This is a genomic window from Nitrosomonas sp. H1_AOB3 (assembly GCF_015709435.1).
In the GTDB taxonomy this organism is placed as follows: domain Bacteria; phylum Pseudomonadota; class Gammaproteobacteria; order Burkholderiales; family Nitrosomonadaceae; genus Nitrosomonas; species Nitrosomonas europaea.
The window spans coordinates 965545-983286 of sequence record NZ_CP054389.1 but is presented as its reverse complement, the minus strand read 5'-3'; the positions used below and the strand labels follow the sequence as shown (position 1 = coordinate 983286).

Sequence of the window (17742 nt, the reverse complement as noted above, 5' to 3'; positions counted from 1 at the left end):
GGAGCTATGATTATTTCTGGTGTATGACAAGGGAGAAGGAAGCGGTGTAACCTGTTGTTGAGGATCTCGGCAGATCAACCAACAAAACAAAGGAAACACCGCATGACAGATAGTAAAGTTTTTAATCTGAATAAACCAGAACAAAATGATCCGTTACAGGAAGTGCTGCGAGAAGGCGCACGTAAGATGTTGTCAGCAGCGATTGAAGCGGAAGTAACCAGCTTTATCCATCATCATGGCGGTTTGAAAACCGCTGAGGGTAGAACGGCAGTTGTCAGAAATGGTTATCTACCGGGGCGCTCGATTCAAACCGGGCTTGGTGATATTGAAGTCAAAGTGCCGAAAGTACGTGATCGCAGCGGTTCTGGCATCAAATTTAACAGCAGCCTGATCCCTCCCTACTTGAAACGAACACGAAGCATTGAAGAATTTCTGCCTTGGTTGTATCTGAGAGGGATTTCAACAGGAGATTTCACAGAGACCTTAAAACACCTGCTGGGAACAGACGCGCCTGGATTATCGCCTGCAACGATCAGCCGCTTGAAGCAGGACTGGGAACAGGATTATCAAAACTGGACTCGCCGCGATCTGAGTGGCAAACGGTATGCTTATGTCTGGGCTGATGGTATCTACAGCACTGTGCGAATGGATGACCGGTTATGTCTTCTGGTGATTATCGGTTCTGATGAAACGGGGCGTAAGGAGCTGCTGGCATTGTCTGATGGTTATCGTGAGTCTGAAGCGAGCTGGACGGAAGTATTGACGGATTTGAAACAACGTGGCCTCAAAGGTGCTCCCAAATTAGCTGTCGGTGACGGTGCGCTGGGGTTCTGGAAGGCTGTTACCCAGTGCTGGCCGGATACGGATCAACAGCGTTGCTGGGTGCATAAAATCGCCAATGTAATGGAAAAGCTGCCCAAGGCCATGCAACCCAAGGTCAAGGAAGCGCTGCACAATATCTGGCAGGCGGAAACACGGGAAAAGGCTTATAAAGCATTTGATAACTGTATTGAACGTTTTAGTCCTAAATATCCAAAAGCGATGGAGTGTCTGGCAAAGGATAAAGACTCCATGCTGGCTTTCTATGATTATCCTGCAGAAAACTGGCAACACATTAGAACAACTAATCCAGTCGAATCAGTCTTTGCAACTGTCCGGCTGAGAACAGCCAAAACCAAAAACTGTGGAAGCCGGATGACTACTTTGACAATGGCGTTCAAACTGATGGAAGTGGCACAGAAGAAATGGTTCCGACTAAGGGGCTATAAATTGTTAGCGGATGTTATGCAGGGCGTCAAATTCGTTAACGGCGTTAAACAAAATGGAGATCGAAAACAGGTAGCCGCTTGATTCTCTATACACCAGATTTGACAATAGCTCTTCCAATTGTTTATCTTTGTCGGACAGCACTATTTTTGGGGATATACGATGACAACATTTAGGCGTGTTTTTACCTTTGCAATTTTGCTGTGGATCGGATCAGCGATCGCTGATGGTGATCATCACCCTGCCAATAACATTGATCAGGAAAAACTCGGAAAGGTACATTTCCCGGTATCCTGCACACCTACTGCACAAAATCAGTTTGATAAAGCTTTAGCGATGCTGCACTCATTTTGGTATGACGAAGCCGAAAAAGCTTTTCAGAGAGTCATCTCTATTGACCCAAACTGCACCATGGGGTACTGGGGTATCGCAATGAGTCTTTATCAGCAATTATGGGCGACCACCCCCACAACAGAAGAAGTACAACGGGCACGTAACGCCCTTGCACAAGCACAGTCATTACCAATCAAAACGGATCGGGAAAAAGCCTATCTGGATGCGATTGCTACCATCTATCCAGCAAAGGATGATGATCGTGATTACAGCTCGCGCAAACTGGCGTATGAGCAGGCCATGAAGCGTATTACTGAACAATTTCCAGACGATAATGAAGCTACATTATTTTACGCATTAGCACTGATTTCAAATGTCTCGCCAGACGATAAAACTTTCGTCAGGCAAAAACAGGCGTTACAGTTACTGCAACGTGTCTTGAAGGATGAACCGCAACACCCTGGTGTCGCTCACTACATCATCCACAGTAGCGATTACCCTGAGCTGGCAGAATTCGGACTCGATGCTGCGCGGGCATATATGGATATTGCACCCACCGTACCGCATGCTCTACACATGTCATCCCATATCTTTGTTCGCCTGGGTCTATGGTCGGATGTGGTGCAATCCAATCTGGCAGCGCACCAGGCTTCACAGGAACACACGTCTGGCAATTACGGGGACGACATTCACGCTAAGGATTTTCTGTTGTACGCTTATTTACAATTGGGTGAAACAGAAAAAGCACGTGCAATTATGCAGGAGATATTGGCAACTGATCAGGCGCATCCGCATAACACCACAATCGCCTATGCCTTTGCCGCTATTCCAGCACGTTTTGTTGCTGAACGCGGTGATTGGCATGCAGCGACCAAACTAAGTGTTCATCCAACGGATTTTCCGTGGCAGCAATTCGGCTGGTGTGAAGCACTTACCCACTTTACTAAAGGAATGGGTGCCGCCAGAATTGGCAATATAATTGAGGCAGAAAAAAGCCTGAAACGATTGGAGACATTGCGTGATCACGATCATGCAGCACATCAGGATTACACTGCTGGTCAAATTGAAATTCAGCGACTGGCTGTTGCTGCCTGGATTGCAGCTGCAAAAAATCGATCTGAAGAAGCATTGCAACTGATGCGTGCGTCAGCTGATCTGGAAGATTCAACTGAAAAAGATAATGTCACACCCGGCTCTATTATTCCAGCTCGTGAGTTACTCGGAGAGTTATTGCTGACAATGAATCAACCGGAAGCAGCACTAAAGGAACTGGAAACCTCATTGCAACGCACACCCAATCGTCGTAATGGGATCTCACTTGCAGCGCAAGCAGCCAGGAAAGCAGGCGATCTATCCAAAGCCGACCAGTACGAACAGCAATTTCAGGCACTGTAGCAGAGGCTCTTTCTGATATTTTCTGGATTCTGATGGATAAAGCTGCGTACGATACTTGCTGTACGATACTTGCTGCATGCAGGCTTCCGGGGAGCGTTTTATTCTGCAGTAGACACAACAATCAACATGCGAATGAATTCCATGATCTCGGGGCGAAACACATCGTTATGGCCCGCAATCAGTTGCTTATCGACTTTTACATTCAGGTAGGGATTGTGAATTACTGTGCGCCTCAGACTTGTCAATTCTGTTCTGCCAAATTGTATTGATCCTTCTGGTAGCTGACTCTCCCAGATCGTTTTGGCTTGATTGATCATAAGCCGGCTCCATGCTTGCGCTGATGGGATGTAATTCATGGCTTTGCAGAGGCTCGAAATGGCCAACTGTCTGGCGATCTGCAGCGCCTTCGCTATAATAGGAGAGTGGCAGGTTGCAATCATTACGATTGATTGTGCCGTGAGTTTCAAAGAGGGTTGAGAAAATCCGGCCAGCGGGAAAAGCATATTTGGTCGCATAATCAGCTTCAGAAGTCAAAACAACCAACCGTGGCGGTTGATTCTGGAAATAGCTGCAGCGTGCCTGTGCCAGATCATAAAGAGGTGCATATATATCCCACTTCATGGGCCGTATTCTTGCGATCCTAGAAAGTAGCATCTTTTGCCAACGGTACATCAATTGATTCTCCGCGCCAGCCGACATAAACACCCACGACTTTACGCGGCGTTCTGCCAGAATGCTGCAGTTGATTCTCAACCTTACTTAGCTCGGTCAAACTGTGTTTGAAACTTTCTACATTGGTATCACCTGGACTGGCATTATGATGCCAGCCATGAACAAATACATTGATTAACAGGCTTTCTTTTGCTGCCAGAGCGTACAACTCATTGAGCAAAGCCTGCATTTGTGCGCGACTGCGGAGTTGCCCCTGATCATCAATCTCGACAAAACCCAGTAAATATTCTTCATCCGTTCCCTGGTTATGCAGCTGAATCGCATGGGATTCACATGATTCCTGTGCTGTTACTATGCAATTGCTGAAATTACTGCGATAGATTTCATTGGAAGTGCAGGCGGATAATAGTATGGCAGTGAGCATTACTAAAAACAGCCTGGAAAAAGCAGTTTTCATTTGAATCTCCTTGCGTTTGAGGATTTTTCAATATGCAATACAATTCCTGATTATATCCATAAGGCATGGTGATATGCAGACAGGTAATCTGTTTACAGGATTTTCCACTCCGCGAAAAGGTGAAACTTTCGAGACACTGCTCTCCCGCAGAAACCTGGTGATCGAACGTATCGTCAGCTCTGCCGAACTGTCTCCACAAAAATACCAGCAAGTACAGGATGAATGGATCGCACTGCTGAAAGGTACAGCCATACTCGAAGTAGACGGAAAAATTATTGAGCTGAATACCGGAGACTATCTGTTTCTGCCGGCCAACACCCCACACACTGTCAAATGGACATCCCACGGCGCGCTCTGGCTGGCCGTTCATGTGTATTGAGAACCTGTTCAAGCCCCCACCTCGATTGAGACCCTAAACAGATTCCAGGAAAAACCGGCAGCTTTCTGGTTGTATCGTCAACGGCAAGGCCGTGCTGGATTGGGTGATGGAACGCTCTGGAACTGCTCTGCCGCGTAGTCAGAAAGTGAGTCTGGAAACGCTGAAGATTATGAATAAACTGCCAGAACTGGAAATTTTCGCTGTGGAATAACTGGATTGCTTCGGTGTACTACCTCGCAAGGACAATCGAGGGTTGGAATCAGCCAGGCTTCCCGCCACTTCCTTGTGCCAATCCTCTGCTGCCGATATCCCGGCGCATCTGACAGCCATCGAAATGGATGTCTGCTGCAATCGCATAAGCTCGTGATTGTGCTTGCCGGATGTCCCCACCCAAAGCGGTCACACCCAGTACGCGCCCGCCGAATGTCAGTATTTCTGTCGAATCTGTACTATTCAGCGCAGTACCGGCATGAAAAATGTGAAATTCATCAGAATGATGCTGAGCAGCCATCACTGAATCCAGCCCATGAATGATGTCATTTTTCCTTGGATTGTCAGGATATCCTTGGGCTGCCATGACTACACATAACGCCACCCGCTGATCCCATTCAATATTTGTCTGATCCAGTGTGCCATCGACAGCGTGCTCCAGCAGGATAAACAGATCAGATTTCAATCGCAGCATGATAGTCTGCGTTTCCGGGTCTCCGAGGCGACAATTGAATTCCAGTACCCTGACTTCGCCTTGCGGGGAAATCATCAGCCCGGCATACAGAAATCCGACATAAGGTTGAGATTGTTGTGTCATGCCCTGGATTACGGGCATGATGACCTTCTGCATGATTCTGTCATGCAATTCGGGCGTAATGACCGGTGCCGGAGAATAGGCGCCCATCCCCCCCGTATTGGGTCCTTCATCGTTATCCCGCAGGCGTTTGTGATCCTGGCTGGTGGCCAGAGGCAGAACATTCTTTCCATCCGACAGGACGATGAAACTGGCCTCCTCGCCTTCCAGGTAATCTTCGATCAGAATATGCGCACCGGCCGTACCCAACCGGTTGTCCACCAGCATGGCATCCACTGCCGCATGCGCCTCGGACAGAGTTTGCGCCACGACCACGCCCTTACCGGCCGCCAGTCCATCAGCCTTGATGACGACCGGCAGGGAATGCTGGTCGATATAGCGATGTGCGGCCGCTGCATCATCAAACGTTTCACAGGCAGCGGTTGGAATGCCATGACTGAGCATGAATGCCTTGGCGAAACTTTTGGAACCTTCCAGTCGTGCACCCTTCCGGGTGGGTCCGAATATTCTCAAGCCTGAAGCCTGAAAAGTATCGACGATGCCCTCCGTCAATGGCACCTCCGGGCCAACTACGGTCAGATCGATCTTCTCCTGCCGGGCAAACGTCACCAGATCAGGAATGGAAGTCATTGGAACATTTTCCAGCTTGGCTTCCAACACCGTTCCGGCATTACCAGGCGCAACGAAGATCTTTTCAATCAGGGGAGATTGGGACAGTTTCCATGCAATGGCATGTTCCCTGCCACCACTGCCGATAACGAGTAATCTCATGCTAATGCCTGAAATGTCTGACACCGGTAAAGACCATAGCCACCCCTTGCTCATCAGCTGCCGCGATGACTTCCTCATCACGAATACTGCCGCCGGGCTGAATCACAACCCCGGCACCCGCCTGGGCAAGTACATCCAGACCATCCCGAAATGGGAAAAATGCATCCGATGCAACAACTGATCCATGCAAATCAAGGTTGGCCTGCTGTGCTTTGATCGAAGCAATACGTGCACTGTCCACCCGGCTCATCTGCCCGGCCCCGATACCGAGCGTCTGGCCGTTGGCACAAAATACGATGGTGTTTGATTTGACGAATTTCGCCACTCTCCAGGCAAACAGACAATCTTCTATTTGTTCACGAGTGGGTTTTATCCGTGTGACGACCTGCAACTGATCTACCGTGATATCGAGATCATCCGGTGTTTGAACCAGCAGTCCACCATCCACCCGTTTCAGATCATAGACATTGTTGTGTTTATCCAGCGGTACGGTCAATACCCGGATATTGGGCTTGTCTGCCAGCAAATGTCTGGCTTCCGGGCTGAATTCCGGTGCAATGATGACTTCCACAAACTGTTGCAATACTGCTTTGGCCAGATCAGCCTCGACAGCCCGGTTGATCGCGATAATGCCGCCAAAGGCCGATACCGGATCAGTGGTAAATGCCTTTTTATAAGCAGCCAGCGCGGTATCGGCAATAGCCACACCACACGGATTGGCGTGTTTAATGATTACGCAGGCCGGTTTATCAAAAGTTCTGACACATGCCCATGCGGCATCGGTATCAGCAATATTGTTATAGGAGAGCTCCTTACCCTGAAGCTGGTCATAGTCCGCAAGACTGCCCGGAACATTTGTCGTATCACGATAGAACGCTGCCTGCTGGTGAGGGTTCTCACCGTAGCGCAACGGCTGGGCCAGCGTAAAACTCAGATTGAGCTGATCCGGAAAACGTTTGCGCTGTGAGCTCAATGGCTCCAGTGCAGTCAGATAATTACTGATGGCGCCATCATAGCGCGCCGTATGGGAAAAAGCTTTTTGTGCCAGCTGGAAACGATAGTCATGATCGATTGATCCGTCGTTAGCGCGTATTTGTTCCAGCAGTGGCCCGTAATCCTGTGGGTCGGTCACGACAGCGACACGCTGGAAATTCTTGGCAGCGGCCCGGATCATGGTAGGCCCGCCGATATCGATGTTTTCGATTGCTTCTTCAAACGAACAATCCGGTCGGGTAATGGTTTGAGTAAACGGATACAGATTGACCACCACCAGATCGATCGCTGGAATCTGTGCTTGTTCCATCACTTGTCGATGCTCAGGCAAATCCATCCTGGCGAGAATGCCTGCATGTACCTTAGGGTGCAGCGTCTTGACCCGTCCATCTAGCATTTCGGGGAAACCGGTATAGTCGCTTACTTCTATGACGGGAATACCTGATTCCTGCAGTAATCTTGCGGTTCCACCGGTCGAGAGAATGGTGATATTGAATTGGTGCAGAGCTGCTGCCAGCTCAACTATGCCTGTTTTGTCGGAAACGCTGATCAGCGCCTGTTTTATGCTCATTTGGAAATTTACCGGATCTGATGTTTGGTTAATCGGTTGCGCAAGGTATTGCGATTGATGCCCAATAATTCAGCAGCTTTGCTTTGATTGCCCTGAGCATAATGCATGGCGATCTCTATGAGCGGTTTTTCCACACTGCGTATGACCATTTCATAGATAGGGCATGGTTTTTCACCATCCAGATCCTGGAAATAGGCTTCTACTGCTCTGCGGATACAAAGTGCAATCTCGTTTTCGTTGATAACCGTCATGCTTCGATGACCTCTTCGTCGATATAAGTAAGCGTGCGGCCCTGATCGGCCAGCTCTGCAAAAAACTGCTGTGTAGCTGCCAGCTGTTCTTCAACTGTCGCCAATCGGTTCATGGCATGACGGAAAGCAGCAGAACCGGCAAGCCCGCGTGTGTACCAGGAAATATGCTTACGCGCTATTCGCACACCCGAGTATTCACCGTAAAAATGATACAACTCGTACAGGTGATCGATCAGGACACGCTGAATTTCAGCTACCTCAGGGGGAGGCAGAAAGCTGCCTGTCGTCAGATAATGATCAGTTTCGCGGAAAATCCAAGGTTTTCCCTGGGCGGCACGACCGATCATGACAGCATCGGCACCGGTATATTCGAGTACCGCCCTGGCTTTTTCCGGTGTAGTGATGTCGCCATTGGCAATGATGGGAATTCTGATCGAAGTCTTGACTGCAGCGATCGTGTCATATTCTGCCTGCCCCCGGTAAGCACAGGCGCGCGTACGGCCATGTATGGCCAGCGCCTGTATGCCTGCACTTTCCGCAATACGCGCAACGGTAATTGCATTTTTGTGCTGTGTATCCCAACCGGTTCTGATCTTCAGAGTTACCGGAATATCCACGGCCTGCACTACGGCATCAAGTATCCTGCTGACCAGATTTTCGTCTTTCAGCAAAGCAGATCCCGCCATGACATTGCAGATTTTTTTGGCGGGACAACCCATGTTGATATCGATGATTTCGGCACCCTGATCCGCATTATGACGCGCGGCTTGTGCCATCATAACCGGATCTGCGCCTGCAATCTGCACTGAAACCGGTTTTACCTCTCCGTCGTGACAGGCACGGCGCCGGGTTTTTTCCGATCCATATAACAGCGAGTTACTGGAAACCATTTCGGAAACCGCCATCGCAGCGCCCATCCGTTTGCACAGTTGCCGAAAGGGCCGATCGGTGACCCCTGCCATGGGAGCAACGATCAATTTATTCTTGAGCGTATAGGAGCCAATTTGCATGAAGCAGGAAGAATTCGTTCAAAATATCAGAAGGAAAATCCGGTAACTGTCGACCCGTTCCGGTAATCATTCGAAGTTCAATGGAAATAATTAGAAAAACCGGCCTGATTTCCGGATCTGGACAAACCTGCTGCAGGCTATCCGGGAAATATCCGATTATCCAATAAACCAGCCTTTAGTGCCAAATATCATCTGATGTGCGATCAGGCGCCTGGCTGGCGGCAGATTGTCCAGCGCAGCCAGTCCCATGCCGCTACACGTCTGCACCAGCGGCAGATCCGCTGTAAACAGCTTTACCAGAGAATCGGTAAACAGCCGGCTGATGCGTTTATCACTCTGGCGTCGTCTGCTGTAGGCAGCCAGCATTCTGGTCGACCCCGGTTCACCAGGCGTACCTGATGGGATACGGCTGATTTCACTGGCCAGTTCCCACGCATCGCGCAATCCTAGATTGAAACCCTGACCGGCAACTGGATGAAGTGCCTGTGCGGCATTCCCTATCAGTACTGCTCGATGGCCGGTAATGGTCGATGCATGTTTGAGTATCAGCGGAAAGCTCGATCGCGGGCCAACATGAGTAAATTCACCCATACGATCCCCGAATTGCTCATGCAGATGCAGCAAAAACGATCTGTCATCGAGCTTCAGAATTTTTTCTGCTGCTGCAGCCGGCATTGTCCATACCAGTGCATATCCCTCACCAGAAGGCAGCAAAGCCAGAGGTCCGTTCAGGGTAAAACGTTCAAATGCCGTTCCCGGCCGGGGTGATTCAACCTTGACGTTAGCTACGATGGCGGTTTGCTGATAGTCATAAGTATGGTAACGAACTCCATCAATCTGTTCGGCAAGCTTGCCACCATCTGCCAGCACCAATAATCTGGCTCGTACCTGCCTCGTTGTACTGCCTTGCTGATAGGCTACCTGAGCCAGTGAAAGATCGGTTCGAATGGCAGTTACCAGGGCATTGGTCTGGTAAACCGCATTGCTGCCTCGTATCGCCCGACCCATGGAATGGTAGAGATCATGGTAGTTAACCACATATCCCAGTGCCGGGACACCTGCATCATCCGGTGTGAGGACAGCATGACCGAAATGGCCGCGATTGGAAATATGAATCGTGGTAATTGGCGCAGGTTGTGTCAGATTTTTCCAGATATCGAGTCGTTGCAGGATCAACCGGCTGCCATACGAAAGCGCCAGCGGACGGGGATCGTCCACTTTTTCCGGTAATTCACGCGCTTCGAGCAGCAATACTGAAAATTCATATTCGCGCAATGTCAGTGCCAATGCCATCCCGACTGGTCCACCCCCAACGATGATGATATCGAACGGTTGCTCAGGCATGATCATTTATATCGAGTTGATGACAGGCACATGGGCGGTGTGTCAGCATTCACATCCATGATTTACTGATAACGGGATTCAGCTGATCTGGCATGGGCATCCAGACCTTCTCCCTTTGCCAGAATGGATGCCGTTTCACCCAACCTGGATGCTCCGGCTGCTGAGACCTGAATCAGGCTGGTACGTTTCTGAAAATCGTAAACTCCCAGTGGTGAGGAAAAGCGTGCCGTACCGGAGGTGGGAAGGACATGATTGGGCCCTGCACAATAGTCTCCCAGTGCTTCACAAGTATATCGTCCAAGAAAAATTGCGCCGGCATGCCGGATGCTATCCACCCATTGCTCCGGCTCATCAACGGACAGCTCCAGATGTTCGGGGGCGATCCGGTTGGCAATCATGCAGGCTTCTTCCAGATCACGCACATGAATCAAAGCACCGCGGTTCTCCAGCGAAGAACGAATTACATCTCGGCGTGGCAATGTATCTATCAGGCGGGAAATACTGTCTGCTACCCGATCCAGGAATGCTTTATCCGGGCAAAGCAGGATCGATTGTGCCTGTTCATCGTGCTCCGCTTGTGAGAACAGATCCATTGCAATCCAGTCAGGATTGGTTTTTCCATCACAGATCACCAGAATTTCGGATGGCCCTGCCAGCATATCAATTCCGACTGTACCAAAGACATGTCGTTTTGCTGCGGCCACATAAGCATTACCAGGTCCGACGATTTTATCCACCTTTGGGACGGTGGTTGTGCCATAAGCCAGCGCGGCGACTGCCTGTGCACCTCCAATGGTAAAAACACGATCTACTTCACAGATTGCGGCAGCGGCCAGCACCAGTGGATTTTTTTCTCCTTTTGGCGTTGGCGTTACCATGATCAATTCCCTGACACCCGCTACCCGGGCAGGAATTGCATTCATCAGTACAGATGAAGGATAGGCAGCCTTACCTCCAGGTACATAGAGCCCGACCCGGTCCAGTGCGGTGATTTTCTGCCCCAGTCGCGTGCCATCCAGCTCAACGTAATCCCATGATTGGGCCAACTGTTTTTCATGATAGGCTCGTATACGGGAAGCAGCTTGCTCCAACGCCTCACGTTGTACCTTATCCAACGACATCAAAGCAGATTGCCACTCATCCCGGGGCAGTTCGATTTCTTCGATCCGGTCAATATCCGGATTATCAAACTGGCGTGTAAGCTCGAGTAACGCTCTGTCCCCATGTGTTCTGATCTGATGCAGGATTTGAGTGACGGTGCGTTCGATCTCGCTATCGACAGAAACTTCAAAACTCAACAATTGGTCGAGTTCTGCCTGGAAATGGTCATCAACGGATGACAATCGCCTTATTTTGATCATGATGGTTTCCGGATACTGGGTTACAGGTTCTTTGGCACTGCTGCACTGAAAGTCTCTAACAAGGGTTGTATTGCGGTATTTTTCAGCTTTAATGCTGCCTGATTGACAATCAGACGAGCTGAAATCGGCATGATTTCTTCGATTGCCTGTAAATGATTGGCTTTGAGCGTACTACCGGTCGAGACCAGGTCCACAATTGCATCTGCCAGATCAACCAACGGTGCAAGCTCCATCGAACCATATAATTTGATCAGATCGACATGCATTCCCTTTGCAGCAAAATGGTTACGTGCGGTTTTCACATATTTGGTAGCGACACGCAAGCGTGCACCACGAAAGACAGCCGAGGCATAATCATAATCGTCGCGTACTGCAACCATCATGCGGCAGCGAGCGATCTTCAGATCAAGCGGCTGATATAATCCGATCCCGTCATGTTCCAGCAGCACGTCTTTTCCAGCCACACCCAAATCCGCCGCACCATATTGCACATAGGTCGGCACATCCGTGGCACGCACCATGACAAGCCTGACATCCGGCCGATTGGTTCCGATGATCAGTTTTCGTGAGGTATCCGGATCATCACTGGGAACGATTCCGGCTGCCTTCAGAAACGGGATGGTATCTTCAAAGATACGCCCTTTGGAAAGGGCAATGGTAATATCCGGCATCAATAATCGTCATCCGAGATTTGCTGCAGCAAATTCCCAGTTGATCAGTTTATCGATAACCGTGTTGACATAATCCGGGCGACGATTCTGGAAATCCAGGTAGTAGGCGTGTTCCCATACGTCGATCGTCAGCAGTGGGCGAATACCGCGTGTCAGGGGTGAATCGGCATTACTGGTCTTGATGATGGCCAGCTTGGATCCTTCCTGAGCAAGCCAGGCCCAGCCACTACCGAATTGTGTGATGGCGGCATTGGCAAATTCCTGTTTGAAAGCCTCTACACTGCCGAAAGATTCCTCGATCTTCTGTTTCAATGCTGCAGGCGGCTCTCCTCCTCCTTTAGGGCTGAGACTGTACCAGTAGAACATGTGATTCCAGATTTGTGCTGCATTGTTGAAAATTCCTGCCTTATCAGCCTGCCCGGCTGTAGCCGTGATGATCTGTTCCAGTGATTGTCCGGAAAATGGTGTTCCTGCAACGAGTTTATTCAGATTATCCACATAAGCCTTATGATGCTTGCCATAGTGGAAGCTCAGTGTATGTGCGGAAATAACAGGTTCCAGCGCATTATCGGCATAAGGCAACGGCGCCAGCACATAGGTATCACCTGATTGTGCAGCTCTTGAAAAATTATCCAGATTAGTGCTCATTTTCTCTCCTTTATTCCTGAAAACGAATTTGAATAGTGAAAACATAAAGTCGGATGGTATGAGTAAAGAGAATGTTTTAGTTATTGTCCGTCATTTCTGTCGTGAAGGTCACCTGATTGTATCCGGCCAATCTCGCTGCTTCCATGACTGTGATTACCGACTGATGAGTGGCCTTTGCATCAGCACTGATGATAATGATCGGGTTTTCCTGGTTTTTGGCTGCTGATTGCAATGCTTCACGCAAATTCTCGATACTGGCAAATTTTATCGGGACAAGATTAATCGTGTAGTCACCCGTTGCGCTGACCGATACATCAATTACCTTTGAAGTATCCTCTGCATGATCTGTTTCAACCGTAGCAGCTTGTGGCAATGTTATTTCCAGCTCTGAAAACTTTGAGTAAGTGGTAGTGATTACCAGAAAAATAAGGATGACCAGCAGTACATCAATCATTGGCACGAGATTGATCTCAGGCTCTTCTTTCTTCTGTCCTCGCTGAAAATTCATTTGATTTTTGATATTGATCGATAAAAAACAGCGGGTTGCCGTCTACCCTGCGGGATCACAATAACGGATCAGGCGATACCCTCTCAAAACTTGCGGGCCGGCCAGGTTATTCTAGTTTATTATTACCACTTTCACCATGCCCAAGCATATTTTGAATTGTTTCCGTTATTCATAAAAGTCGCAAAAGGTTTTATGTGGATCATCCGGTAGTCAGCATCGTAATGGGCAGCAGCAGTGACTGGCAGGTAATGCGACATGCTGCAAGCGTTTTGAAAAACTTCTGTATTCCGCATGAAACCATGATTATCTCGGCACATCGCACGCCTGACAGGATGTTTGAATATGCCGAAACAGCTCATGACCGTGGAATCAGGTGTATCATCGCCGGTGCGGGAGGTGCTGCCCATCTCCCCGGCATGATTGCTGCCAAAACCACACTCCCCGTTCTGGGGGTTCCGGTTACATCAAAACATTTACAGGGTGTAGATTCACTGTTGTCCATCGTACAGATGCCCAAGGGTGTGCCAGTTGCCACTTTTGCCATCGGAGAAGCAGGTGCAGCCAACGCCGCACTGTTTGCTGCTGCCATTCTGGCCGGGGGAGATATCTCACTGGCCGAAAAACTCGATCAATTTCGCAAGAATCAGGCTGCCTCTGTCGCTGCGATGACGCTCCCCGAATCATGTACATAAAACTGGGCTCCATGCTGGGTCTGCTGGGTGGCGGACAACTGGGAAGAATGTTTGCCATGGCAGCACAGCAAATGGGTTACCGGGTAACCGTGCTTGATCCGGCTGCAGAAAGCCCTGCGGGAAGTATCGCTGAACGTCATTTGCAGGCGGACTACCTGAACGATCAGGCACTGGATGAATTAGGATCGACCTGTGCAGCAGTCACTATCGAGTTTGAGAATGTGCCGGCCCAGGCGTTACGCTACCTGGCACGACGCTGTGTAGTCAGCCCTGATGCCGAAAGTGTTTCGATCGCACAAAATCGTATTCGCGAGAAGCAGTTTCTTGCTGAAAATGGTTTTCCAGTCGGACCATTCACCGTTATCCATGACGGACAGGATCTGCCCCGGATTGATGTATCCCTGTTCCCCGGGATACTCAAGAGCAGTCAGTCCGGTTACGATGGTAAAGGGCAAATACGGATCGAACATGCAGATATTCTGTCCGAAGCATTCACTGCACTTGGCAACAAACCCTGCGTGCTGGAAAAACGATTATCCCTCGCTCATGAAATCTCCGTCGTTCTGGCTCGCGATAATCTGGATCAGATTACCTTCTTTCCTGTTCCCGAGAATCACCATGAGCGGGGTATCCTGGACACGAGCATCATACCGGCTACGTTGTCAGATGAGATCGTTGGAAAAGCACGCGCGGTTGCCCGACAAGTAGCCACACGACTGAATTATGTCGGCATTCTGTGTGTGGAATTTTTTGTCCTGGGCGATGGCCAGATCCTGGTCAATGAGATTGCGCCTCGTCCGCATAATAGCGGGCATTATTCACTTAATGCCTGTGTGACTTCCCAATTCGAGCAGCAGGTTCGCATGTTGTGCGGGCTGCCTCACGGCAGCACCAAACTGGTACAGGAGGCCGCTGTCATGACCAATATACTCGGGGATTTGTGGAAAAATGGTGAGCCTGACTGGAACAGCATACTACGACATCCGCAGACCAAACTGCACCTGTATGGTAAACGTGCAGCAAAACCTGGCAGAAAAATGGGGCACTTTACTGTGCTGGCAGATACGGTTGAAGAAGCATTGCAGCAGACTGCACGGATCAGGCAGGATCTTCAATTCTGATCTGGTATATTTCAAAAGCAGATACCATCATGGCGACCGCAGCATTGTTTGAGACCAGTATCACCAGCCTTCCTTTACTGCATCGCGGCAAGGTGCGCGATATATATGCGGTGGATGAAAACCATCTATTGATCATACAAACAGATCGTGTTTCAGCGTTTGATGTGATATTGCCAACCCCGATTCCGGAAAAGGGAAAAATACTGACAAAAATTTCCCGTTTCTGGTTCGATAAATTAGCTCACATCATCCCCAATCACCTCACTGACATAACTCCTGAGTCTGTTGTTTCGTCTCGGGAACAGGATCAGGTTTCGGATCGCGCTTTTATCGTCAGAAAATTGAAACCTCTGCCTGTCGAGGCTATTGTACGCGGTTATATTTCAGGTTCCGGCTGGAAGGATTATCAGCGCAGCGGCACTATTTGCGGTATTGCCTTGCCAGCAGGGTTACGGGAGGCCGATAAAATTCCCGGTGGTGCAATTTTTACACCCTCAACCAAAGCGGGAGCAGGATCACATGACGAAAACATCTCGTATTCCGTTTGTGAACAACTTCTGGGAGTATCGCTCGCTGCGGCCGTCAGCAGGCATGCCATTGCACTTTACACGGCTGCAGCCGATTATGCACTGACACGAAGCATCATTATTGCCGATACCAAGTTTGAGTTTGGCCTGGATGAAGCCAACCAGCTTTATCTGATCGATGAAGCGCTGACTCCTGATTCTTCACGCTTCTGGCCCGCTGAAAGTTACCGGCCTGGTAAAACACCTCCCAGTTACGACAAACAGTTTATTCGTGACTGGCTGGAACAGATCAACTGGAACAAGACTCCACCTGCTCCCCCTATTCCTGAAGAGGTTCTTGTGCAAACCATTGAAAAATATCAGGCAGCCTGCCGGGTGCTGACACAATAGCTTCTGTTACAGATCATCCATGCTATCGGCTCGGTACTCGATCTTCTCAATCGGAAGTGGTCGCCCGACTATGAATCCCTGGGCATAATCAATCCCGATTTTTGCCAGCTTCTCCAGAATGTCCCGTGTTTCGACCAGTTCGCCTATCGTCCTGATTTTCAGAGCACGGGCGAATTTGCCGATATTTTCAACTTTTTTCAGATCTTCTGCGTCACGCAGGATATTGCATATCAGGCTGCCGTCAATCTTCAGAAAATCAGCCTGGATGTGTTTGAGTAAATCAAATGAGCCACGATCATGATTAAAACTGCATAGTGAAACCAGGCAGCCGGATTGTTGTACTTTTTTTACAAATTGCACTGCACTCAACAAATTGGCTGCCACATCTGCTGTTTCGATTTCAAAACATATTCTCTGGGGTTCTATTCCGGCTGCATTCAACAATTTCCAGACACGATCATAAAATACTGGATCGATGAGTGTACTGCGAGCCAGATTTATACAAAATGAAATTCGGGGATCAGCCCTTTGATCGGCGAGATAATGGATCACCTGTTCGACCACCCAGCCATCCAGACGTGGCATCAGGTTATATTTTTCAACAAACGGAAGGAATGCTCCCGGTGGAATCAGATTGGATTCCTCCTCCGCCATACGAATGAGTACTTCATAATAACTTGAAGATTCCTGGTTCGATCCTGCAGGAATTATCTTTTGACAGTACAGATGGAATTCATTCTGCTCAATAGCCTGAATGATTCGTCTGGAAGAATCTATGGACACTCGTGTCGGCTGCTTAGCAGTATTTTCATTACTGTCTCGTGTAGTTTTACTTTCTTGTGCTTGTTTATGTTCAGCTGTGGATCGATCTTTCACATTTTGCAGCAGCTCCTCTCCTTTTTTCATCAGCCGAGGTGTGTAAAGAATATAAAAGCCGATTACCTTTCCAGCAGAGTCGAAATGAGGTGTCAAATGACTTGTAATAAAACATATCGATTGATTTGCAAGTTTCAGGACATGCTGATTCTGTATGGTCTCTCCAGACAATACACATTCGACAGTACTACTGATATCAGAAAACAACGATTTATCGAGAAATTCGTTAAAAAGCCGATTTTCTATCTGTTCAGGCCGTAATCCAAACCATTGCCGAAAAGCGCGGTTATGGTAACGACACTGCCGTTCCGTATTGAAGTAGGCTAGCATCACCGGAAAATTTTCATCCACAATTTGCAGTTTGGCTTTATTTTCTGAAGAAGTTTTCTCAGCCCAGATCCTGTGTTTGATTTCACTGCTAAGCCGTTCCTTTTGTGCAACCAATTGAGCAAATTGTTTTGAAAAAGCTTTCTCGGCATGAGCAATTTGCGTAATCATGAACAGTATCGACATCAGCAGGGTTACCCATAACCCGGCAACGATATGTGATTCAATAAAAATCAGTGAATGATCCAGAGCAATCAGTAAACCTATGACAACCATTGCCACAGTCGCCGATAAAAAAGGTTTGAATACATTGATTCTTGGAGTGGTATACATAATCACACGAAGGAAGATCTGTTAGAAACCTCATTCCTGGA

18 protein-coding genes are annotated in these 17742 nt (G+C 48.8%); 6 read left to right on the top strand and 12 right to left on the bottom strand.

Annotated elements, in window-relative coordinates; translation table 11 throughout:
• The first annotated feature begins 102 nt into the window (after positions 1-102).
• Complete coding sequence (locus HRU73_RS04705; protein ID WP_425595631.1) at positions 103-1350, top strand: IS256 family transposase; 1248 nt, start codon at positions 103-105, stop codon at positions 1348-1350.
• A gap of 78 nt (positions 1351-1428) precedes the next feature.
• Positions 1429-2994, top strand: coding sequence for a hypothetical protein (locus tag HRU73_RS04700; protein ID WP_276817925.1), 1566 nt, complete (start codon positions 1429-1431; stop codon positions 2992-2994).
• A 186-nt stretch (positions 2995-3180) separates the two neighbouring features.
• Here HRU73_RS04700 and HRU73_RS04695 read toward each other — a convergent pair whose 3' ends face one another.
• Positions 3181-3615, bottom strand: coding sequence for a hypothetical protein (locus tag HRU73_RS04695; RefSeq protein ID WP_276677558.1), 435 nt, complete (start codon positions 3613-3615; stop codon positions 3181-3183).
• Positions 3616-3634: 19 nt separating this feature from the next.
• A complete protein-coding gene (locus tag HRU73_RS04690; protein ID WP_287399657.1) occupies positions 3635-4123 on the bottom strand; it encodes a hypothetical protein in 489 nt (162 codons plus the stop codon).
• Between the two features lie 73 nt (positions 4124-4196).
• On the opposite strand from HRU73_RS04690, the gene HRU73_RS04685 reads away from it, so the two are divergent.
• Positions 4197-4502: a cupin domain-containing protein gene (locus HRU73_RS04685; RefSeq protein WP_287399656.1), complete on the top strand. Its 306-nt coding sequence runs from the start codon at positions 4197-4199 to the stop codon at positions 4500-4502.
• 259 nt (positions 4503-4761) lie between these two features.
• On the opposite strand, the gene purD is transcribed toward HRU73_RS04685, so the two are convergent.
• The 9 genes from purD to HRU73_RS04640 all read right to left on the bottom strand — a co-directional run bounded on the left by purD (position 4762) and on the right by HRU73_RS04640 (position 13435).
• Positions 4762-6078, bottom strand: a complete 1317-nt coding sequence (gene purD, locus HRU73_RS04680) for a phosphoribosylamine--glycine ligase (RefSeq protein ID WP_011111488.1) — start codon at positions 6076-6078, stop codon at positions 4762-4764.
• Position 6079: 1 nt separating this feature from the next.
• A complete protein-coding gene (gene purH, locus HRU73_RS04675) occupies positions 6080-7642 on the bottom strand; it encodes a bifunctional phosphoribosylaminoimidazolecarboxamide formyltransferase/IMP cyclohydrolase (protein ID WP_011111487.1) in 1563 nt (520 codons plus the stop codon).
• Between the two features lie 8 nt (positions 7643-7650).
• On the bottom strand, positions 7651-7893 hold the full coding sequence (locus HRU73_RS04670) for a helix-turn-helix domain-containing protein (RefSeq protein ID WP_011111486.1): 243 nt from the start codon (positions 7891-7893) through the stop codon (positions 7651-7653).
• Positions 7890-8903 (bottom strand): tRNA dihydrouridine synthase DusB, encoded by a 1014-nt coding sequence (dusB, locus tag HRU73_RS04665; RefSeq protein WP_287399655.1) that lies wholly within the window; start codon positions 8901-8903, stop codon positions 7890-7892. Before dusB ends, HRU73_RS04670 begins: the two co-directional genes overlap by 4 nt.
• Positions 8904-9059: 156 nt before the next feature.
• Positions 9060-10247, bottom strand: a complete 1188-nt coding sequence (locus tag HRU73_RS04660) for an FAD-dependent monooxygenase (protein ID WP_041357096.1) — start codon at positions 10245-10247, stop codon at positions 9060-9062.
• A gap of 62 nt (positions 10248-10309) precedes the next feature.
• A complete protein-coding gene (gene hisD, locus HRU73_RS04655) occupies positions 10310-11608 on the bottom strand; it encodes a histidinol dehydrogenase (RefSeq protein ID WP_011111483.1) in 1299 nt (432 codons plus the stop codon).
• Between the two features lie 20 nt (positions 11609-11628).
• Entirely contained in the window at positions 11629-12279 is a 651-nt protein-coding gene (hisG, locus tag HRU73_RS04650) for an ATP phosphoribosyltransferase (RefSeq protein WP_011111482.1), read from the bottom strand.
• A gap of 9 nt (positions 12280-12288) precedes the next feature.
• Positions 12289-12927, bottom strand: coding sequence for a superoxide dismutase (locus HRU73_RS04645; RefSeq protein WP_011111481.1), 639 nt, complete (start codon positions 12925-12927; stop codon positions 12289-12291).
• Between the two features lie 76 nt (positions 12928-13003).
• The gene (locus HRU73_RS04640; RefSeq protein ID WP_011111480.1) at positions 13004-13435 is read right to left on the bottom strand and encodes an ExbD/TolR family protein; all 432 of its coding nucleotides are present in this window, start codon (positions 13433-13435) and stop codon (positions 13004-13006) included.
• Between the two features lie 221 nt (positions 13436-13656).
• Here HRU73_RS04640 and purE point away from each other — a divergent pair, with 221 nt between their 5' ends.
• Genes purE through HRU73_RS04625 form a run of 3 tightly spaced genes read left to right on the top strand, consistent with a single transcriptional unit; the run spans position 13657 to position 16165 of the window.
• Positions 13657-14127, top strand: a complete 471-nt coding sequence (gene purE / locus HRU73_RS04635) for a 5-(carboxyamino)imidazole ribonucleotide mutase (RefSeq protein WP_502709314.1) — start codon at positions 13657-13659, stop codon at positions 14125-14127.
• On the top strand, positions 14118-15248 hold the full coding sequence (locus HRU73_RS04630; protein ID WP_287399652.1) for a 5-(carboxyamino)imidazole ribonucleotide synthase: 1131 nt from the start codon (positions 14118-14120) through the stop codon (positions 15246-15248). The genes purE and HRU73_RS04630 overlap by 10 nt, the downstream gene beginning before the upstream one ends.
• Before the next feature lie 29 nt (positions 15249-15277).
• Positions 15278-16165 (top strand): phosphoribosylaminoimidazolesuccinocarboxamide synthase, encoded by an 888-nt coding sequence (locus HRU73_RS04625; protein ID WP_281870581.1) that lies wholly within the window; start codon positions 15278-15280, stop codon positions 16163-16165.
• 6 nt (positions 16166-16171) lie between these two features.
• Here the strand turns inward: HRU73_RS04625 and HRU73_RS04620 are convergent, their stop codons facing one another.
• Complete coding sequence (locus HRU73_RS04620; RefSeq protein ID WP_287399650.1) at positions 16172-17701, bottom strand: sensor domain-containing phosphodiesterase; 1530 nt, start codon at positions 17699-17701, stop codon at positions 16172-16174.
• Positions 17702-17742 lie beyond the last annotated feature (41 nt).